The sequence below is a fragment of the Corynebacterium sp. LK2537 genome (assembly GCF_040946485.1).
Lineage (GTDB): Bacteria > Actinomycetota > Actinomycetes > Mycobacteriales > Mycobacteriaceae > Corynebacterium.
Map to the genome: position 1 here is coordinate 57,293 of NZ_JAYWLQ010000007.1, position 17,669 is coordinate 74,961.

Sequence of the window (17,669 nt, forward strand, 5' to 3'; positions counted from 1 at the left end):
CATTGGTGTCGGGGCTGCAGTGCCAAGTGATCCGTGCGGCAGAACCAAAAGCAGAGTGGTGGGCGAGTTGTTTTACAGCTTTAGAGCCGGGCGGTCACGAGGGAAAATCTTCGGTCGCCCGCGTAAACCACCCGGCTTGAGCAAAACGTTAGGCATATGGAAACAAATACAGGTAAATGCCAGGTTAAAGTCAGGTTGCTCAGAAAATAACTTCTACTTAAAACTTGACAACCAGCACTTATTCCCGCAGCGAGGGACCCTGGACTGGGCTAGTTTGACAGCCATGAAGACGACTCGTTTCTCCCGCCGCACGGCCCTGACCGCTGCCTCCCTTACCGCAGCCGGCATCGCCGCGGCCCCCGCCTTTGCCCAAGACCAGCCCACCTCCCCGTTGGATATTTATAACCAAGATTCCGGTGCCAGCCTGCCGTTCTTGCACGGCGTGGCCAGCGGCGGCCCGTTGCCGAGCTCCGTGGTGTTGTGGACCCGCGTTACCCCGGATCGTGACTCGCTGCCCGGCTCCGGCCTGGGCGAGCCCACCCGCGTCGACTGGGAGGTGTCTACCAGCCCCGAGTTCGGCGACATCGTCGCCCGCGGCACGGAGACCACCAGCCCGGATAGCGACCACACCATCCACGCGGAGCCGCACGACCTGAGCCCGGCCACCGAGTATTACTACCGCTTCCGCGTTGCCGACGGCCCGCACGCCGGGGCCGAGTCCCCGGTGGGCCGCACCAAGACCGCACCCGCCCACGGGGACAGCCCGGACCAGCTGACCTTCGCCGTGGCATCGTGCGCGAACTACGAATCCGGCTTCTTCTGCGCCTACCGCGACATGGCCAAGCGCCGCTGGTCTGGCGAGCTCGACCCCGTCGTCTTCCTCGGCGATTACATCTACGAATACGGCACGGGCGAGTACGTGGGCAAGTCCGGCATCGCCCGCCCGCACCACCCGACGTGGGAGATCACCACCCTCGAGGACTACCGCATGCGCTACGGCCGGTACCGCACTGATGCCCACCTGCAGGCCGCGCACGCCTCCGCCCCGTGGGTCGTGACCTGGGATGACCACGAGTCCGCAAACAACGCCTGGCGCGAGGGCGCGGAAAACCACACCGACGGCTTCGCCGAGGGCCAGTGGGCCAGCCGCCGCGACCAGGCCCTGCAGGCCTACTTCGAGTGGATGCCGCTGCGCAAGGCCGGCACCTCGAAGGAAGGCCACCTCTACCGCAGCTTCCAGTTCGGCGACCTCATGGAGCTGACGCTGATGGACCTGCGCAGCTACCGCGACGCGGAGACCACCTCCGCCAACTTCGCCAGCCCGGACCGCACCATGCTCGGCAGCGAGCAGTTCGCCTGGCTGACCGATGTCGTGGAGACCTCCCCGGCGCGCTGGATGGTGCTGGGCAACTCGGTCATGATGTCGCCCATGCGCTTGCTGACCATGCCGGGCAACCGCGAGGCCGAAGAAGCAATCCAGGCGATGAAGGCCTCCCGCTCCGGTATCGCGCTTAACTCCGACCAGTGGGACGGCTACACCCACGACCGCGACAAGCTGCTCGAGCTTTTAGGGAAGCGCGGCCGCCACAACTTCTTCGTCACCGGCGATATCCACTCCGAGTGGGCCAACTCCATCTACACCGGTGACAAGGAGGTCGCCTGCGAGATGGTGACCACGTCCATCTCCGCGCCGAACGTCGACGAAATCCTGACTGAGTACACGGGCATCTACCACGCGGAGGACAAATCGACCTCCGTGCTGGTGGAAAGCGCCATCAAGGACGCGAACCCCAACGTCAACCACCTCGACTACGACGCCCACGGCTACGCGGTCGCGCAGCTGCGCGCCGACGACGTAGAGATGCGCTACTACCGCGTCTCAGACGTCGAGGACCCCGAAGCCAGCGTCTCCCTGCACACCACCCGCACCTGGCGCGTGGACGGCGGCTTCGACCCCTCGGACGGCGAATAGGCAGGTCACAGGGTTTCGGGTAGGGCCGAGGCGTACAGCAACCGTTCAGGAAGCTCTCGGTTTACTGCCCCGAAAACCCCACGGCTTTGGCACCCGGGCGGCTTAGTCTCGAGTTCATGACATCGCACAGACTCCGCACGAAAGTGGCCGCCCTCCTGGCCGCCACCGCCCTGACCATCCCGCTCGCCGCCTGCTCCACAGGCACCGGCTCGGCTAACGATGCCACCGCCGCGAGCTCCAGCTCGGCAAGCACCAGCACCGCGTCCACCACCACCTCCAGTTCCTCTAGCGAGACCACCGCGGCCACCGCCCAGGCCGTCCAAGAGTTCTTGGACACGCTAAGCGACGAGCAAAAGGAAGCGGTCCAGCTCAGCATGGACGACGACTCCCGCTCAACCGCCTGGTCCAACTTCCCGGTAACCTTCGTGGAACGCAATGGGCTCAACCTCAACGACCTCAACGACGAACAGCGCGCCGCGGCGTTGAAAGTGCTCGAAACCCTGCTATCCGAAAGCGCCTATGAGCGGGTCGTCGCCATCATGGAGGGCGACCAGTACCTCCTGGACAACTCGTCTTCGACGGAAGACTCCTTGGGGCAGTACTACTTCACGCTGTACGGCACCCCGAGTGAATCCGGCGAGTGGGCGCTGCAGTTCGGCGGCCACCACCTGGGCCTAAACGCCACGTTCAGCGACGGTTCCATCACCTTCGCGCCCACCCACTTCGGCGCCCAGCCGGCTGTCTACACCAACGACGCGGGCGAAGAGGTGCAGCCGATGAGCAACATCTACGAGGCCGCCTTTGCCTTCTACGACTCACTCACCGATGAGCAGAAGGAGCAGCTCTACCAGGGCGAGGAAGTAAAGAACCTCAGCTGCGCCCCGGGCAGCACCTGCGACTACGACACGGGTACCGGGCTAAAAGGCGCGGATCTCAACGACGAGCAGAAGGAGCTCCTTCTCGAGCTCATCGCGCAATGGACCACACTCTCCGACGAGTCCACCAACGAGACCACGCTGAGTGCTATCCGGGATACCTTGGACGAGACGTATATCAACTGGTCCGGTGCCACCACCTACGACATGACCCAGGGCGAGGGCATCTACTTCCAGATTTCCGGACCGAGCGCCTACATCGAATTCGCCAACCAGCAGGGCTCTGCCGGCGCGGATGTCGACGGGGTGACCACCTCCGGCTGGGGCCATATCCACACCATCTACCGCGATCCCCAGAACGACTATGCCGGCACGACCACTCAGCAGGAGGGCTCCGGACCGGGTGCCGAAGGCGGCCCCGGTGGGGGAAAGGACCCGACGGCCTAGCCGCCGGCACCCCGCCCGGCGCGGCGCAGGCTGACAGCACCCCGCCGGACCACCGAACCCAAAATGGCGCCGAAGCCTAGAACGGGCCGTTAGGTTGCCGGGTAGACCATCGGCCGGCTGATCCTCAGCCCGACGGCGTCGCCGACCTTGGGGTGGTGCTCAAGGCCCGTGGGGTCCTGCATGGCGGGCGCCACGTTGCGCTGCGGTGAATTATCTCTCGGCAGGTTTTGGCCTTTAGCCGTTGATGATGTGCGGGTAGGCTAGGCCCTTCAGCCCCTCCGCGCCGAATTCCACCCCGTAGCCGGAGGACTTAATGCCGCCGAAGGGCACGCGGGGATCCACCCCGCCGTGGCCGTTGATCCACGTGGTTCCGGCCTCCAGCCGGGCGGCCACGCGACGCGCGCGCTCGCGGTCGCTGGACCACACCGACGAGCCCAGCCCGACATCCAGCTTGTTCGCCTGCTCGATGGCCCACTCCTCGTCCTCGTAGGCGATGATCGGCAGCACGGGGCCGAACTGCTCTTCCACCACGAGCGGGTTATCCGGGTCGATGTCCCCGACCAACGTGGTGGGGTAGAAGTAGCCCGGCGCGTCGTAGTCCGGCTCACCGCCGAGTAGCACCGTGGCGCCGCCCTTCTTCGCCTCCTTGACCAAGCGGTCGACGATCTCGAATTGCTGCTTGTTCTGCAGTGGGCCGAGGACGTTGTCATCCTCGAGACCAACGCCCATGGGGGAATTCTTCGCTACTTCGATCAGCGCCGCGACCACGTCGTCGTATTGTGCCGCCGGCACGTAGAGGCGCTTCATCGCCGCGCAGGTCTGGCCGGTGTTGATGAACGCGCCCCAGAAGAGATCCCCGGCGATAGCGTCGATGTCCGCGTCATCCAGGACGATGCCGGCGTCGTTACCGCCCAGCTCCAGCGTCAGGCGCGTCAGGTTGGCCGCGGAGGATTCCACGATCTTGCGCCCCGTGGCGGTCGAGCCGGTGAACATGATCTTGTCGATCCCCGCGTGGGTGGACATCGCCGCGCCGACTTCGCCGTCGCCGGTGACCACCTGGAGGACGCCATCGGGCAGCACATCGTTCATGATCTTCATCAACGCCAGCACGGACAGCGGCGTGTATTCGGAAGGCTTCACAACAACCACGTTGCCCATCCGCAGTGCCGGGGCGACCTGCCAGACGGTGATCATCATGGGCCAGTTCCACGGGCCGATAGCTCCCACCACGCCCAGGGGGCGGTAGTGCACGGTGGCCGTGATGTCGTCATCCACCGCGGTGTAGTCCGGGGATTCGAACGACGCCGTGGCGCGCAGCCACGCGGAACAGGCACCGACTTCAAAGTGCGCGTTCGGGCCGTTGAGCGGCTTGCCCTGCTCGCGGGATAGCAGCTCCGCGAGCGCCTCCGCGTGTTCCTCGATGACGTCGGCCGCCTTGAGCAAAAGGTCGCAGCGGGCGGCATCCCCTAGCCGGTCGAAGTCTTTCTGCGCCGCGCGGGCCTTATTCACCGCGACGTCGACGTCGTCCACGGTTCCGACGGGCGCGACGCCGACGACTTCTTCGGTCGCCGGGTTAATGATTTCGCGCCCCGTGCCCGAGTCGACGTGGGGGAGCAGGTCTGCGTAGTTGTGCACTGTGGTCACGAGAACTCCTGGGAGAGGATCGGAGGGTCAAGAACTTGGCCTCCAGTATTGCACAGGTCACACATCCATGGTTTCACGTGAAACCATGAGGTTAATTGGCGGTACCTTCCAGGCCCTGCCGGGCTTCCGCCGAGGCGCCCGGGACGCGCATCTCGAATTTCTCGCGGACTACCGTGTAGTCGAAGTAGCCCATGCGGGCGATCGGCTCGGCCTTGAGGATATCGAGCAACCCATCCTCGGTCAGGTAATCGTCATCGATGTGAATCTTTTCGACCCGCGCGAATACGACGTCGATGCTGCCCTGGTTGGAGTTCCCCATGAGCCGTTGCGTGGACAGGTAGCGGCACTCGAAGTGGACCGGGGATTCCTTGACCATAGGGATGGGGTAGTTGTCTGCGTAGACCTTGGTGACATCGAGGTGGTCCCACTCGCTCTCGTTCGCCTCGAGCGCCATCGCGGACTTGTTGACCTCTTCGCGGAGGGGATAGGTAGCCATGTTCCAGACGAACCATCCGGTGCGCTCAGCGTTAATGACCGTGTCCTTGCGACGCCCGTCGGGGTAGTGGTTCGCGGAGAACATCACCATCGGAGGGTCAAAGGTCAGGTTCTGCCACTGGCTGTAGGGCGCGATATTCTCCTGGCCGTCTTCGCTCACCGAGGAGAGCCATCCGATGGGGCGAGGCACTGTGCAGCCCTTGAATGGGGAGTGCGGCAGTCCGGAGCTTTCAGTTAACGGGTTGAACTTCATGGAAGAAACCTTCCCTGGTTTGGCGGATGGGGCTGACCGGTTAACGCAAGACTATGCGCACCCGGTGAACCCGGCAAGGACTTTTCTCCCCCGAACGCGAATGTTTCACGTGGAACATTGCATTTCGCAAGTCGCGAGGAGGATTCCGTTAGCCCCGCTGCGCCTCGCGCAGGGTTTAACGATAATTCCCTTATTGCCGCCTATCGACCCCCTAAGCACCCGTAAAATACGAATCCCAACAACGAAAATTGGAGATCCACTTTGGGCGTCGTCAATAGAATAGTTTTGCTGATAACAGCCGCCCTGGCTCTTTTGTGTACTTGCTTAGGCACGGCCGCGATAGTTTCCACCGTCGCCCCTTGGCTCACCGACGTCACCGGCACTCCGCGGGCCGGAATACCTTATTCCGTCTGCTTTACAGTCTGCGGGCTAAGTTTCGCAGTCTTTCTTGGCATTTGCACCTGGTTCTGCCTCACCCGGGGCGGGCGATCGCAGGCCGTGTTCTTGCTCCGCTCCCTAATCGCCGTGATCATCTTGTGGATGGTAGCGGCAGTAGCCTGCAGCGTCTGGTTCACCATTGAGGTCGACGACTTCGGCTACCCAGGAATCTTGGGAGTTCTGACCGCGCTGTCCATCGGTACCCTGATGGTCGCCGCCCTGCGTCGGGTCAAAGCGAGCATCGATTCGCGAGCCTAGGGGCCGGCCCGCAGCAGACTTAACCGGGGTGGATATCAACTATCCACCCCGGTTTTTGCTTACCCAAGGAGCCGGGCTGGGCCCTAGCTAGGCCTGGCTTGCGTAGGGGTCGCGGATTCCCAGGTACTGGACCTCGGTGTACTCCTCGATGCCCTCGGCGCCGCCTTCGCGGCCCAGGCCGGACTGCTTGACACCGCCGAAGGGGGCGGCGGCGTTTGAGATGACGCCGGAATTGAATCCCATCAGGCCGAATTCCAGGCCGTCGGCAAGGCGCCAGAGGCGGTCGGGATCCTCAGAGTAGACGTAGGAGGCAAGACCGTACTCGGTGTCGTTGGCCAGCTCGATGACCTCGGCCTCCGAGCGGAAGGTCATGATGGGGGCGATGGGCCCGAAGATTTCCTCGCGCATCACGCGGGCACGGCTGGAGACGTTACTCAAGACGGTGGGGCGGAAGAAGTAGCCCGGCTTCTTCACGGCGCGCTGATCCGTTTCCACGGTCGCGCCCTTGGAAACGGCGTCCTCGACGAGCTTTTCCAGGTTCTCGAGAGCCTTTTCCTCAATCACCGGACCGCAGGTCGTCTTCTCGTCCAAGCCGTTGCCGATCTTCAGCTGGTCCATCCGCTTGGCCAGCTTGCGGGTGAATTCCTCGGCAACGGATTCGTGGACGAAGAAGCGGTTGGCGGCGGTGCAGGCTTCGCCCATGTTCCGCATCTTGGCGCCCATGGCACCCTCGACGGCCTGGTCGATATCGGCGTCCTCGATGACGATGAACGGGGCGTTGCCGCCGAGCTCCATCGAGGTGCGCAGCACGTTGTGGGAGGCCGACTTGAGCAGCGAGCGGCCGACTGCGGTGGAGCCGGTGAAGGAAACCTTCCGCAGGCGGGCATCGCCAAGCAAGGGGTTGGAAACCGCGGAAGCGGACTGCCCGGAAACCACGTTGAGCACGCCCGCGGGCAGGCCGGCGTCCTCCATGGTCTTGGCGAAGTACTGCGCGGTCAGCGGGGTGAGCTTGGCCGGCTTGAGCACCATTGTGCAGCCGGCGGCCACGGCGGGCGCGACCTTGCGGGTCGCCATGGCCAGCGGGAAGTTCCACGGGGTAATCAGCAGGCAGGGCCCCACCGGCTTGCGGCGGGTAATCATGCGCAGCGTACCCTCCGGCACGGGGGAGGAGTGGCCGTAATCGCGCACGGCTTCCTCGCTAAACCAGCGCAGGTACTCCGCGCCATAGGTAACCTCGCCGCGGGACTCGGCCAGGGGCTTACCCATCTCCAGGGTCATCAAGGTGGCGAAATCTTCCGCGCGCTCGTGGACGAGCTCGAAGGCGCGGCGCAGAATGTCGGCGCGCTCCCGCGGGGACGTTGCGGCCCACTGGTCCTGGACAGAGCACGCGGAGTTCAAAGCCGAAAGGGCGTCCGCCGAGGAGCCGGAGGCCATCGTGGCGATAACTTCCTTAGTGGCGGGGTTTTCCACCTCATAGGTGGAACCGTCGCTAGAGTCGCGCCACTCCCCGCAGATCAACAGACCCTTCGGTACGCGACTGAGAAGCTCTTCCACATTAACTGCCATGTCCCACTCCTAAACTACTAATCGAGGTTCCCTTCTGATCGCCACTCTACACTTGTCTAGAGTAGTGCGGCCCCGATCACACCCTTGGCTGGCGATGAGCCACGGACATTTACCCGCATCCGTATAGTCACTGTGACGTTATTTGCTGTGGCCTGCGGGACGGGAGGGCCGCGCTCGGATCCCGGTTTCGGCGAATGGTGAGCGGGGGAGGACATCCGCTAGGGTGGCAACTATGCGGAAGGCGTTACTCATTGGGCTCGGTTGGGTAAGCGTGGCCCTGGCGGCGATCGGGGTGGTGTTGCCCCTGCTGCCGACGACGCCCTTCCTCTTGTTGAGCGCGTTCTGCTTCGCCCGCAGTTCCGAGCGCTTCCACGGCTACCTCTACAACCACCGGGTCTTTGGCGCCTACCTCCGCAACTACGAGTCGGGCCAGATGAGTACCCGCCACAAGGTCCGCACGCTCAGCATCATGTGGATCGGCATCCTCGTTTCCGCCGCGTTAATCAACAAGCCCATCGTCTGGGTAGTCTTCATCATCATCGCCAGTTGCGTGACCGTGCACCTGTGGCGGCTACGGCCGGCGGAGGCCCAGGAGCCCGCCCGGGATGAATAAATCTCCCGATTCGCTCCCACCATCCGGAGTTTCTACGTTAATATAGGTTTCATGAAGCAGAACACACTCAACGCCCAGTGGTGGTGGCTCGCTTAACGTAGCGGACCACCAGCTTCTAGTCATGTCCTAGGTCCGCTTAGCGCGGGCCTAGTGGTGTTTCTGCACCTCTCTTGCTCGCGGTAAAGCTAAATTCCCACCGCTCCCACACCTTCGACCCGCAAGAGAGGTCTTCAATGACGCTAGTAACCGCCAGCCAGACGCTGGCTTTTCACGGCGACACGGCGGCCGTGTTCCAAGAACTCAGCACGCCGCACGACAGCCTGCTGCTGGAATCCGCGGATATTCAATCCAAGGACAGCCTCAACTCCCTGGCCGTCCTCACCGCCGCCGCTAAGGTGGTCTGCCAGGACGATGAAGTCACCGCCACCGCCCTCACCGCGGCAGGCCAGGAGATCGTCTCGCGCCTGAAGGAGCAGTTCTCCCACCGTTTAGTAGACGAGTCCGCTGCTCAGGCCACGTTCCGCTTTAGCCGTTCCACGGCCATTGACGAGCGGGAGCGGCTGCGCGAGGAATCAACGGTCTCCGTCCTCCGGGCCCTGCAGGCGGACGCCGGCTACGGCGACGGGATGCTTCCCTTCGTCGCGGGCGGATTCGCCTTCGACTACCTCGCCGGCTTCGAAGAGCTGCCCGCCGTCGCGGACGGCGCCAACACCTACCCGGACTACGAGTTCATAGTGGCCCAGGAGTTGCTGCACGTCGACCACCAGGCGGGCGAAGCTCACCTGCACGTGTTAGGGGTTGATGAGGGCCAGGTCGACCAGCAGCTGGGCGAGCTGGTGCGCCGCGTCGATGGCGCTAGGGATAGCCTACTGCGGGAGCCATCCACGGTGGGGGGGCCCAACACCACCTTCCAGGCGCGAGCGGACCGCACCGACGAGGAGTTCCGGGGCATCGTCGAGCAGATGAAGGAGCACGTCCACGCTGGCGATATCTACCAGGTCGTGCCGGCCCGGGCCTTTAGCATCCCCTGCCCGGACGCGTTTGCCGCATACCGCGAACTGCGCGCGGCGAACCCCTCGCCCTATATGTTCTACGTGCGCGGCAGCGACTACGAGCTCATCGGCGCCTCCCCGGAGTCCAACTTGAAGTACGACCCGGAGACCCACGAGCTGCAGCTCTATCCCATCGCCGGCACTCGCCCCCGCGGGCTGAACCCGGACGGCAGCCTCAACGAGGAGCTGGACGTCCGCAATGAGCTGGACCTGCGCACGGACGCCAAGGAGCTAGCCGAGCACACCATGCTAGTTGACCTGGCCCGCAACGACCTGGCGCGCGTCTGCGTGCCGGGGACCCGGAAGGTCTCCGCCCTGATGCAGGTGGACCGCTACTCCCGTGTGATGCACCTGGTCTCCCGCGTGACGGGCCAGCTGGACGAAGGCCTCGATGCCCTGGACGCCTACCGCGCGTGCATGAACATGGGCACGCTCTCGGGCGCGCCGAAGCTCAAGGCCACGGAGCTGCTGCGCAACGCCGAGGGGACCCGGCGCGGTTCCTACGGCGGGGCAGTGGGCTACCTCCGCGGCGACGGGGTGATGGACAACTGCATTGCCATTCGCTCCGCCTTCATCCGCGGCTCCCGCGCCATCGTCCAGGCCGGCGCCGGGGTGGTGCGGGACTCCTCGCCCCAGGCCGAGGCCGATGAGACCGTCCACAAGGCCTTCGCCGTGCTGAAGGCCATCGCCACCGCCCACCACGCTGAATTGGAGGTTATCCGATGAGCGACAAGCGCCCCACCGTGGCCGTCATCGACAACCATGACTCCTTTGTCTACAACCTGACCGACGCGCTGCGCGCCTACGACGTGCACGTCTTCCGCAACACCGTGGACGTCGACGCGGTCCTTAAGACCCAACCGGACGTCATCTGCCTCTCGCCCGGGCCGGGCCACCCACGCGAGGCGGGCAACCTCATGGAATTCGTCGAGCGCGCCGCCGGCCGCATCCCGCTGCTGGGCATCTGCCTGGGCTTCCAAGCCCTGAGCGAGCACTTCGGCGGCGACGTCGAGCGCTGCGGCCCCGTCCACGGCCAGTCGGTTCCCATGCAGCTGACCGAGGAAGGTATTGCCAGCGAGCTCTTCGCTGGGCTGGGCACCGACGCGGACCCGGCGGCCGTGCCGGTCGCGCGCTACCACTCCCTGGGCTGCCGAAAGCTCCCGGAACCGCTGCGGGCCCTGGCCACCACGGAGACCGCCATCGGGCCGGTCGCCATGGCCGCCGATAACGCGGAGGGCACCATCCTGGGCCTGCAGTTCCACCCCGAGTCCATCCTGAGTCCGACCGGCCCGCTCATCCTGGAGCGGTGCATCGCCCGGCTCAGCCCCGACTAGGGCGATGCTAACCCGAAGCAACCACCCCCTAAAGACTTAGAACTATCACTCAAGGAGTCCAGCACATGGCAAACAACGAATCCCGCAAGATTCTGCAGCAGTTCCTCGACAACTACGATCCGACGGTGGAGGAGGCCATGGAGGCCTTCGCCCCCTTGGCGGTCGGCGACTACGACGACATCCAGATCGCGGCACTTCTAACGCACATCCGCACCCGCGGCGAGACCTTCGCGGACGTGGCCGGCGCGGCCAAGGCCTTCCTCAAGGTCGGCTACCCGTTCCCGATCACGGGCGAGGGCCTCATGGACACCGCCGGCACGGGCGGCGACGGCGCCAACACGATCAACATCACCACCGCGGCGTCGCTGGTCGCCGCCGCCGGGGGAGTGAAGATGGTCAAGCACGGCAACCGCTCGGTCTCCTCCAAGTCGGGCTCCGCGGACGTGCTGGAGGCGCTGAATATCCCGCTCGACCTCGACGCCCCGCGCGCCGTGCGCCAGTTCGAGGCCTCCGGCTTCACCTTCCTCTTCGCCCCGGCCTACAACCCGGCCGTCGCGCACGTGCAGCCGGTGCGCAAGGCGCTGGGCGTGTCCACGCTCTTTAACACCATGGGCCCGCTGCTCTCGCCGGCCCGCCCGGAATTCCAGATCATGGGCATCGCCAACCCCGACCAGGGCCAGCTCATCGCCGAGGTCTTTAAGGAGCTCGGCCGCAGCCGCGGCCTGGTGGTCCACGGCGCCGGCACCGACGAGATCGCCACCCACGGCACCACGCTGGTCTGGGAGCTGCGCGACGGGGAGATCACCCACTACGAGATTACGCCGGAGGACATGGGCATCGGCCGCCACCAGCTGGCCGACCTGGTTGGAGGCGAGGGCAAGGACAACGCCGCCGCCATCCGCGCCGTCTTCGCGGGGCAAGGCAGCGAGGCCCACTTCGACGCCATCGCGGCCACCGCGGGCGCCATGTTCTACCTGGACGGCCACGACGAGACCATCGCCGACGGCGTGGCCCGCGCCCAGCAGCTGATTACCTCCGGCGAGGTCAACGCATGGTTGGCCAAGCACGAGGAGGCCAACTATGCCCAGTAATCCCTCTTCTGCGAATCCTTCCGGGGCGCTACCCACGGTGTTGGAAAACATCGTGGCGAACCGCCGGACGCACCTGCCGGAAATCCGCGAGCGCCTCGCCCACGTGGATACCTCCGCGCTGCCGCGCTCCGAGCGCTCGCTCTACGAGTCCCTCAAGGGCACCAACCACTTCATCATGGAGTGCAAGTCCTCCTCGCCGTCGTTGGGGCTCATCCGCTCGGATTACCACCCCGGGGACATGGCCCGCATCTACTCCCGCTACGCCGCGGGCATCTCGGTGCTGTGCGAGCCCGACCACTTCGGCGGCGACTACGACCACCTGCAGACGGTCTCTCTGTCCACGCACCTGCCGGTGCTCTGCAAGGACTTCATCGTCGATCCCATCCAGGTCTACGCCGCCCGCTACTACGGGGCGGACGCCATCCTGCTCATGATGTCGATCGTCAACGACGAGGAGTTCGCGGAGCTCAAGGCGCTCGCGGACGAGCTCGGGCTGGACGTACTCACCGAGGCGATCACCCCGGAGGAGGTCCAGCGCGCGGAGAACTTCGGCGTCGACATCATCGGCATCAACAACCGGAACCTCCACGACCTGAGCATCGACCTGAGCCGCACGGAGCGGCTGGCCAGCCTGGTATCCCCGGGCAAGGTGGTGGTCTCCGAGTCCGGCATCCGCGACCACGCCACGGTCCGCCGCCTGGGCGCGCACGCGAACGCCTTCCTGGTCGGCTCCCAGCTGTCCTCGCAGCCGGACGTGGACCGCGCGGCCCGCGAGCTGGTCTACGGCACCCACAAGGTCTGCGGCCTCACCACCCCGGAGCACGCCCAGGCGGCCCGCGCCGCCGGCCCCTGCTACGGCGGCCTGATCTTCGAGGAAGCCAGCCCCCGCAATGTTTCACGTGAAACCGCGGAAAAGATCATCAACGCCGAGCCGGGCCTCCACTACGTGGCTGTCAGCCGCCGCGAGGACAACTTCGCCGAGCTCGCCCTCCCCGGCGTCCACGCCATCCAGGTGCAGGCGCCGTACCAGGGCAGCCTGGACGCCGAGCGGGCGCTCATCGCCAAGGCCCGGGAGCAGGCCGGGGGAGCGGAGGTCTGGCGCGCCGTCGCCATGACCGACCCCGAGCACGCCGCCCTCGCCGAAGACCTCGCCCGCGAGGCGGACCTTCTGGTCCTGGACTCCGGCCACGGCGGCACGGGCCAGTCCTTCCGATGGTCGGATGTGCCCGACGCGGTGAAGGAACGCAGCCTGCTCGCCGGCGGCATCGACCACACCAACCTGGCGGCCGCGCTCGCGGTCGGCACCCGCGGGCTGGACCTGAACTCCGGGCTCGAGGCCCAGCGGGGAGCCAAGGACACCGGGCTCATCGCCCGCGCCTTCCAGGTAATCCGCGCCAACACCGAAGCAACCCCCGTTAACAACTAGACCCACACCAGAACACAGAAGCAGACAAGACACAAGGAGATTCCCATGGCGGAAGTTTCACGTGAAACCAAGAAGACTATCCTCCCGGCCTATTTCGGGGAGTTCGGCGGGCAGTTCGTGCCCGAGTCCCTCATCCCGGCCCTCGACCAGCTCGAGGCCGCCTTCGTCGAGGCGATGGACGACCCGGAGTTCCACAAGGAGCTGGCCGGCTACCTCAAGGACTACCTGGGCCGCCCGACCCCGCTGACCGAGGCGACCAAGCTGGGCGGTAAGGCCCGGATCTTCCTCAAGCGCGAGGACCTCGTCCACGGCGGCGCCCACAAGACCAACCAGGTCATCGGCCAGGCGCTGCTGGCTAAGCGCATGGGCAAGACCCGTATCATCGCGGAGACCGGCGCCGGCCAGCACGGCACGGCGACGGCTCTGGCCTGCGCGCTGCTCGACCTGGAGTGCGTGGTCTACATGGGCGCCAAGGACGTCCAGCGCCAGCAGCCCAACGTCTACCGCATGGAGCTCATGGGCGCGAAGGTCGTCCCGGTCGACACCGGCTCCGGCACCCTGAAGGACGCCGTGAACGAGGCCCTGCGCGATTGGACCGCCACCTTCCACGAGTCCCACTACCTGTTGGGCACCGCGGCGGGCCCGCACCCGTTCCCGACGATCGTGCGCGAATTCCACCGCGTCATCTCCACCGAGGCGAAGGCCCAGATGCTCGAGCGCACCGGCGGCCTACCCGACCTCGTGGTGGCCTGCGTGGGCGGCGGTTCCAACGCCATCGGCATGTTCGCGGACTTCATCGACGAGGAAGGCGTGGAGCTCGTCGGCGCCGAGCCCGGCGGCGAGGGCCTGGACTCCGGCCACCACGGGGCGACGATTAATAACGGCACCGTGGGCATCCTCCACGGCGCCCGCAGCTACCTGATGCGCAACGCGGACGGCCAGGTCGAGGAATCCTATTCCATCTCCGCCGGCCTGGACTACCCGGGCGTCGGCCCGCAGCACGCCTACCTGTCCGCCACCGGCCGCGCGAAGTACGTCGGCATCACCGACGCCGAGGCCCTGCACGCCTTCCAGCTGCTGAGCCAGAAGGAGGGCATCATCCCGGCCCTCGAGTCCTCCCACGCCCTGGCTTACGCACTCAAGCGCAAGGACGAGGACATCACCATCCTCGTCTCCCTGTCCGGTCGCGGCGACAAGGACATCGACCACGTGCGCGCCACCTTGAGCGCCCACCCCGAACTGCAACTGAACCAGGAGGACTAACCATGACCGACAACCGCTACGAAAAGATGTTTTCCGCCCTCGCGGAGCGCAACGAAGGCGCCTTCGTGCCCTTCATTATGCTCAGCGACCCGAACGCCGAGGACTGCCTCGCCACCATCCGCACGGTGGTGGGCGCCGGCGCCGACGCGCTCGAGCTAGGCGTGCCGTTCTCCGACCCGGTCGCCGATGGCCCGACCATCCAGGCCTCCCACATCCGCGCCCTCGACGGCGGCGCCACGGTGGATCAGGCCCTGGAAATCATCCGCACCGTCCGCGCCGAATTCCCCGAGCTGCCCATCGGCATGCTCATCTACGGCAACGTCGCCTTCACCCGCGGCCGCGACAAGTTCTACACGGAGTTCCACGACGCCGGCGTGGATTCCATTCTCCTGCCGGACGTTCCGGTGCGAGAGGGCGAGCCCTTTGCCGAGTCCGCGAAGAAGGCCGGCATCGATCCGATCTTCATCGCCCCGGCCCGCGCTACCGATGCCACCCTGGCCGGCGTGGCGGCCCTGTCCGAGGGCTATATATACGCCATCTCCCGCGACGGCGTGACCGGTACCGAACGCTCCTCCGAGACACTGGGCCTCGAGGAGGTCGTGAACAACGTCGCTCGCCACGACGGCCCGCCGGTCCTGCTCGGCTTCGGCATCTCCCAGCCCGAGCACGTCCGGGACGCCATCGCCGCCGGGGCCTCCGGCGCCATCACCGGCTCCGCCATCACCCAGATCATCAACGAATACGTCGAGCGCACCGATCCGGACGACGAGCACTCGCCGGCCCGCGTGACCGACCGAGCAGCACTCGATGCCAAACTTAACGAGTACGTCTCCGCGATGAAGGCGGCCACCCGCCGCTAGGAACTGGCCCGCCGTACTGGCAAGGCAGTACTGGCAAGAAGGCACAAAAAGACCGCCGGCCCGAAAAGGACCGGCGGTCTTGTCATTTCTTAGTCGCTACTACTTCTGATTGGCCGGGCAACACCATTGGCATCGTCACCAGAAGACGGGGCAGGAGACTTCCCGCCCGCGCTCTTTGCCGGGCGGGCCGGCCACCAGAAGCGCTCGCCCAGCAGCTGCACCACCGCGGGCACGACCAGGGTTCGCACGATGAGGGTGTCCAGCAGCACGCCAATGCACACGATGACGCCGATCTGGGCCAGCACCACCAGCGGCAGGACGCCCAGGGCGGCGAAGACCGCGGCCAGCAGGACACCGGCCGAGGTGATAACCCCGCCGGTCGCGGCCAAGGCGGTGTAGATACCGGACGCCGTCCCCTCCCGGGCGGAGTCCTCGCGGGCGCGTGTGACCAAGAAGATCGTGTAATCCACGCCTAGGGCGACGAGGAAGACAAAGGCGTAGAGCGGGGTGGTGGAATCGAAATTGTTGAAGCCCAGCACGTAGTGGGAGACCCACCAGCCCAGGCCCAGCGCCGCGATATTGGTCAGCAGGACCGAGGCAATCATGATGGCCGGGGCCACCAAGGCCCGCAGCATGACCACGAGGGCGGCGAAGATCAGCACCAGCACGAGGGGGAAGATGAGCTGCCGGTCCTCGGCCGCTGCGGTCTCCGCGTCGGCGAGCTCCGCGTCCGGGCCGCCCACGAGCGCCCCATCCAGCTCGCCGCGCAACTCCGCGAAGTCGGCACCGCTGACCTGCAGGAGGGTCCAGCCGTCGACGCTGCCTTGTTCGCGGCCGTTCGCACCCAGCTGCTCAAGCTGCTCCTGCGTGCGGTCCACGTCCTGGGTGGCCACCACCGGTGGGGTGGCCGACTGATCCGGGAAGTCGCGGCTGAGTTCTTCCGCGGCGGTGATGGACTCCGGGGTGTCGATGAATTGCTCGGACTGGATCAGCCCGGTGTTGGTCTGGAAATAGCCGGTGCAGCAGAGGCCGAGCACCAGCAGGGCCACGGCCACGACCTTGCGCGGGCGCTGGTTAACCCAGGAGCCGACCTTCGCCCAGACGCCGTGGTTGGGGGTGTCGCCCTCCCGGGGGATGCGCGGCCAGAAGATCCACCGGCCGAACAGGGCCAGGAATCCGGGTAGGGCGAAAAGCGCGAAGAGCCAAGCGATCGAGATGCCGACGATGGCGGCCGCGCCCAGGCCCTGGGTGGTCGGCACCGAGGACAACAGCAGGCAGGCCACGCCCACGATGACGGTGGCCGCCGAGGCGGAGACCGTTTTGGCGGTCGGGGTCCACGCCCGCGCCATCGCGGTGAAGCGGTCCGCGGTCCCGGTCAGCTCGTCGCGGTAGCGGGAAATGAGCAGCAGCGCGTAGTTCGTGCCCGCGCCGAAGACGAGCACCGACAGGATGCCGGCCGTGGACTCGTTCCAGGACAGGCCGAAGGCGTCCAGCACATAGGTAAACGCGGTGGCTGCGGTGCGGTCGGCGACGCCGATAACGGCCAGCGGCAGGATCCACAGGATGGGGGAGCGGTACGTCACGATGAGCAGGAAGGCGACGATGGCCGTGGTGACGCCCAGCAGCAGGAAGTTCGCGCCCTCGAAGACGCCGGCGAGATCCGCCTGGATAGCGGCGGGGCCGGTGGCTTGGGCGGAAACGCCCGCGGGCATCTCCGCGTTAATATCCGCGCGGAGCTTCTCGACCTCCTCGGCGTTTTCCGAGGCGGTGCCCGCATTCACAGTGACGGGCAGCAGGGCGGCGGTGCCGTCCTCGCTGGGGATGAGCGCCTCACCCCACTGGGAGGTCACTTCCTTAAGGGCGGGCAGGTCCAGCGGCTCCGCGGACTTGAGGTAGACCAGCGCGGTGCTGCCGGACTCGCCCTCAGAGTTTTGAGCCGAGTATTTTTCTTGTAACTCGGCCACCTGGGTGGAATCCATGCCGGACGGCGCGGTGGCCGTGGCGGATTCCGGCTGGTCCACGCCGCCCAGGGCGCTAACGCCCAGGCCCAGGACCAGCAGGACGAGGGAAATCCAACGCAAT

At 65.9% G+C, this 17,669-nt stretch carries 14 protein-coding genes; 10 read left to right on the plus strand and 4 right to left on the minus strand.

The features are described from left to right. The first annotated feature begins 283 nt into the window (after nucleotides 1–283). Nucleotides 284–1,972, plus strand: a complete 1,689-nt coding sequence (locus tag VVS03_RS09625; protein ID WP_368534456.1) for an alkaline phosphatase — start codon at nucleotides 284–286, stop codon at nucleotides 1,970–1,972. A 116-nt stretch (nucleotides 1,973–2,088) separates the two neighbouring features. Next, nucleotides 2,089–3,294 (plus strand): DUF3500 domain-containing protein, encoded by a 1,206-nt coding sequence (locus VVS03_RS09630; RefSeq protein WP_368520679.1) that lies wholly within the window; start codon nucleotides 2,089–2,091, stop codon nucleotides 3,292–3,294. Between the two features lie 234 nt (nucleotides 3,295–3,528). On the opposite strand, the gene VVS03_RS09635 is transcribed toward VVS03_RS09630, so the two are convergent. Both VVS03_RS09635 and VVS03_RS09640 read right to left on the minus strand, forming a co-directional pair. After that, nucleotides 3,529–4,938, minus strand: coding sequence for an aldehyde dehydrogenase family protein (locus VVS03_RS09635; protein WP_368534457.1), 1,410 nt, complete (start codon nucleotides 4,936–4,938; stop codon nucleotides 3,529–3,531). 91 nt (nucleotides 4,939–5,029) lie between these two features. Then, nucleotides 5,030–5,623, minus strand: coding sequence for a flavin reductase family protein (locus tag VVS03_RS09640; RefSeq protein WP_368520677.1), 594 nt, complete (start codon nucleotides 5,621–5,623; stop codon nucleotides 5,030–5,032). Between the two features lie 603 nt (nucleotides 5,624–6,226). On the opposite strand from VVS03_RS09640, the gene VVS03_RS09645 reads away from it, so the two are divergent. Next, on the plus strand, nucleotides 6,227–6,382 hold the full coding sequence (locus tag VVS03_RS09645) for a hypothetical protein (protein WP_368520676.1): 156 nt from the start codon (nucleotides 6,227–6,229) through the stop codon (nucleotides 6,380–6,382). A gap of 87 nt (nucleotides 6,383–6,469) precedes the next feature. On the opposite strand, the gene VVS03_RS09650 is transcribed toward VVS03_RS09645, so the two are convergent. Then, nucleotides 6,470–7,948, minus strand: a complete 1,479-nt coding sequence (locus VVS03_RS09650; protein WP_368520675.1) for an NAD-dependent succinate-semialdehyde dehydrogenase — start codon at nucleotides 7,946–7,948, stop codon at nucleotides 6,470–6,472. Nucleotides 7,949–8,180: 232 nt separating this feature from the next. On the opposite strand from VVS03_RS09650, the gene VVS03_RS09655 reads away from it, so the two are divergent. From VVS03_RS09655 to trpA, 7 genes are all read left to right on the plus strand, one after another. Continuing rightward, nucleotides 8,181–8,561: a YbaN family protein gene (locus VVS03_RS09655; protein WP_368520674.1), complete on the plus strand. Its 381-nt coding sequence runs from the start codon at nucleotides 8,181–8,183 to the stop codon at nucleotides 8,559–8,561. Nucleotides 8,562–8,794: 233 nt separating this feature from the next. Continuing rightward, the gene (locus VVS03_RS09660) at nucleotides 8,795–10,339 is read left to right on the plus strand and encodes an anthranilate synthase component 1 (RefSeq protein WP_368534458.1); all 1,545 of its coding nucleotides are present in this window, start codon (nucleotides 8,795–8,797) and stop codon (nucleotides 10,337–10,339) included. Next, nucleotides 10,336–10,947 carry a glutamine amidotransferase-related protein gene (locus tag VVS03_RS09665; protein WP_368521424.1) on the plus strand — a complete coding sequence of 204 codons (612 nt, stop codon included), beginning with the start codon at nucleotides 10,336–10,338 and terminating at the stop codon, nucleotides 10,945–10,947. Before VVS03_RS09660 ends, VVS03_RS09665 begins: the two co-directional genes overlap by 4 nt. A gap of 65 nt (nucleotides 10,948–11,012) precedes the next feature. Beyond that, on the plus strand, nucleotides 11,013–12,038 hold the full coding sequence (gene trpD, locus VVS03_RS09670) for an anthranilate phosphoribosyltransferase (protein WP_368520671.1): 1,026 nt from the start codon (nucleotides 11,013–11,015) through the stop codon (nucleotides 12,036–12,038). After that, nucleotides 12,028–13,464 carry a bifunctional indole-3-glycerol-phosphate synthase TrpC/phosphoribosylanthranilate isomerase TrpF gene (trpCF, locus tag VVS03_RS09675; protein WP_368521423.1) on the plus strand — a complete coding sequence of 479 codons (1,437 nt, stop codon included), beginning with the start codon at nucleotides 12,028–12,030 and terminating at the stop codon, nucleotides 13,462–13,464. The genes trpD and trpCF overlap by 11 nt, the downstream gene beginning before the upstream one ends. A gap of 45 nt (nucleotides 13,465–13,509) precedes the next feature. Next, nucleotides 13,510–14,727, plus strand: a complete 1,218-nt coding sequence (trpB, locus tag VVS03_RS09680) for a tryptophan synthase subunit beta (protein ID WP_368520669.1) — start codon at nucleotides 13,510–13,512, stop codon at nucleotides 14,725–14,727. A 2-nt stretch (nucleotides 14,728–14,729) separates the two neighbouring features. Further along, nucleotides 14,730–15,587, plus strand: a complete 858-nt coding sequence (trpA, locus tag VVS03_RS09685) for a tryptophan synthase subunit alpha (protein ID WP_368520668.1) — start codon at nucleotides 14,730–14,732, stop codon at nucleotides 15,585–15,587. 89 nt (nucleotides 15,588–15,676) lie between these two features. Here the strand turns inward: trpA and VVS03_RS09690 are convergent, their stop codons facing one another. After that, nucleotides 15,677–17,668: an MMPL family transporter gene (locus VVS03_RS09690; protein ID WP_368520667.1), complete on the minus strand. Its 1,992-nt coding sequence runs from the start codon at nucleotides 17,666–17,668 to the stop codon at nucleotides 15,677–15,679. Nucleotide 17,669 lies beyond the last annotated feature (1 nt).

Bases quoted from the DNA above. Each gene is read 5' to 3' on its own strand.
- VVS03_RS09625 (WP_368534456.1), top strand. From the start codon at position 284: ATGAAGACGACTCGTTTCTCCCGCCGCACGGCCCTGACCGCTGCCTCC.
- VVS03_RS09630 (WP_368520679.1), top strand. From the start codon at position 2,089: ATGACATCGCACAGACTCCGCACGAAAGTGGCCGCCCTCCTGGCCGCC.
- VVS03_RS09645 (WP_368520676.1), top strand. From the start codon at position 6,227: ATGGTAGCGGCAGTAGCCTGCAGCGTCTGGTTCACCATTGAGGTCGAC.
- VVS03_RS09650 (WP_368520675.1), bottom strand. From the start codon at position 7,948: ATGGCAGTTAATGTGGAAGAGCTTCTCAGTCGCGTACCGAAGGGTCTG.
- VVS03_RS09655 (WP_368520674.1), top strand. From the start codon at position 8,181: ATGCGGAAGGCGTTACTCATTGGGCTCGGTTGGGTAAGCGTGGCCCTG.
- VVS03_RS09660 (WP_368534458.1), top strand. From the start codon at position 8,795: ATGACGCTAGTAACCGCCAGCCAGACGCTGGCTTTTCACGGCGACACG.
- VVS03_RS09665 (WP_368521424.1), top strand. From the start codon at position 10,336: ATGAGCGACAAGCGCCCCACCGTGGCCGTCATCGACAACCATGACTCC.
- trpD (WP_368520671.1), top strand. From the start codon at position 11,013: ATGGCAAACAACGAATCCCGCAAGATTCTGCAGCAGTTCCTCGACAAC.
- trpCF (WP_368521423.1), top strand. From the start codon at position 12,028: ATGCCCAGTAATCCCTCTTCTGCGAATCCTTCCGGGGCGCTACCCACG.
- trpB (WP_368520669.1), top strand. From the start codon at position 13,510: ATGGCGGAAGTTTCACGTGAAACCAAGAAGACTATCCTCCCGGCCTAT.
- trpA (WP_368520668.1), top strand. From the start codon at position 14,730: ATGACCGACAACCGCTACGAAAAGATGTTTTCCGCCCTCGCGGAGCGC.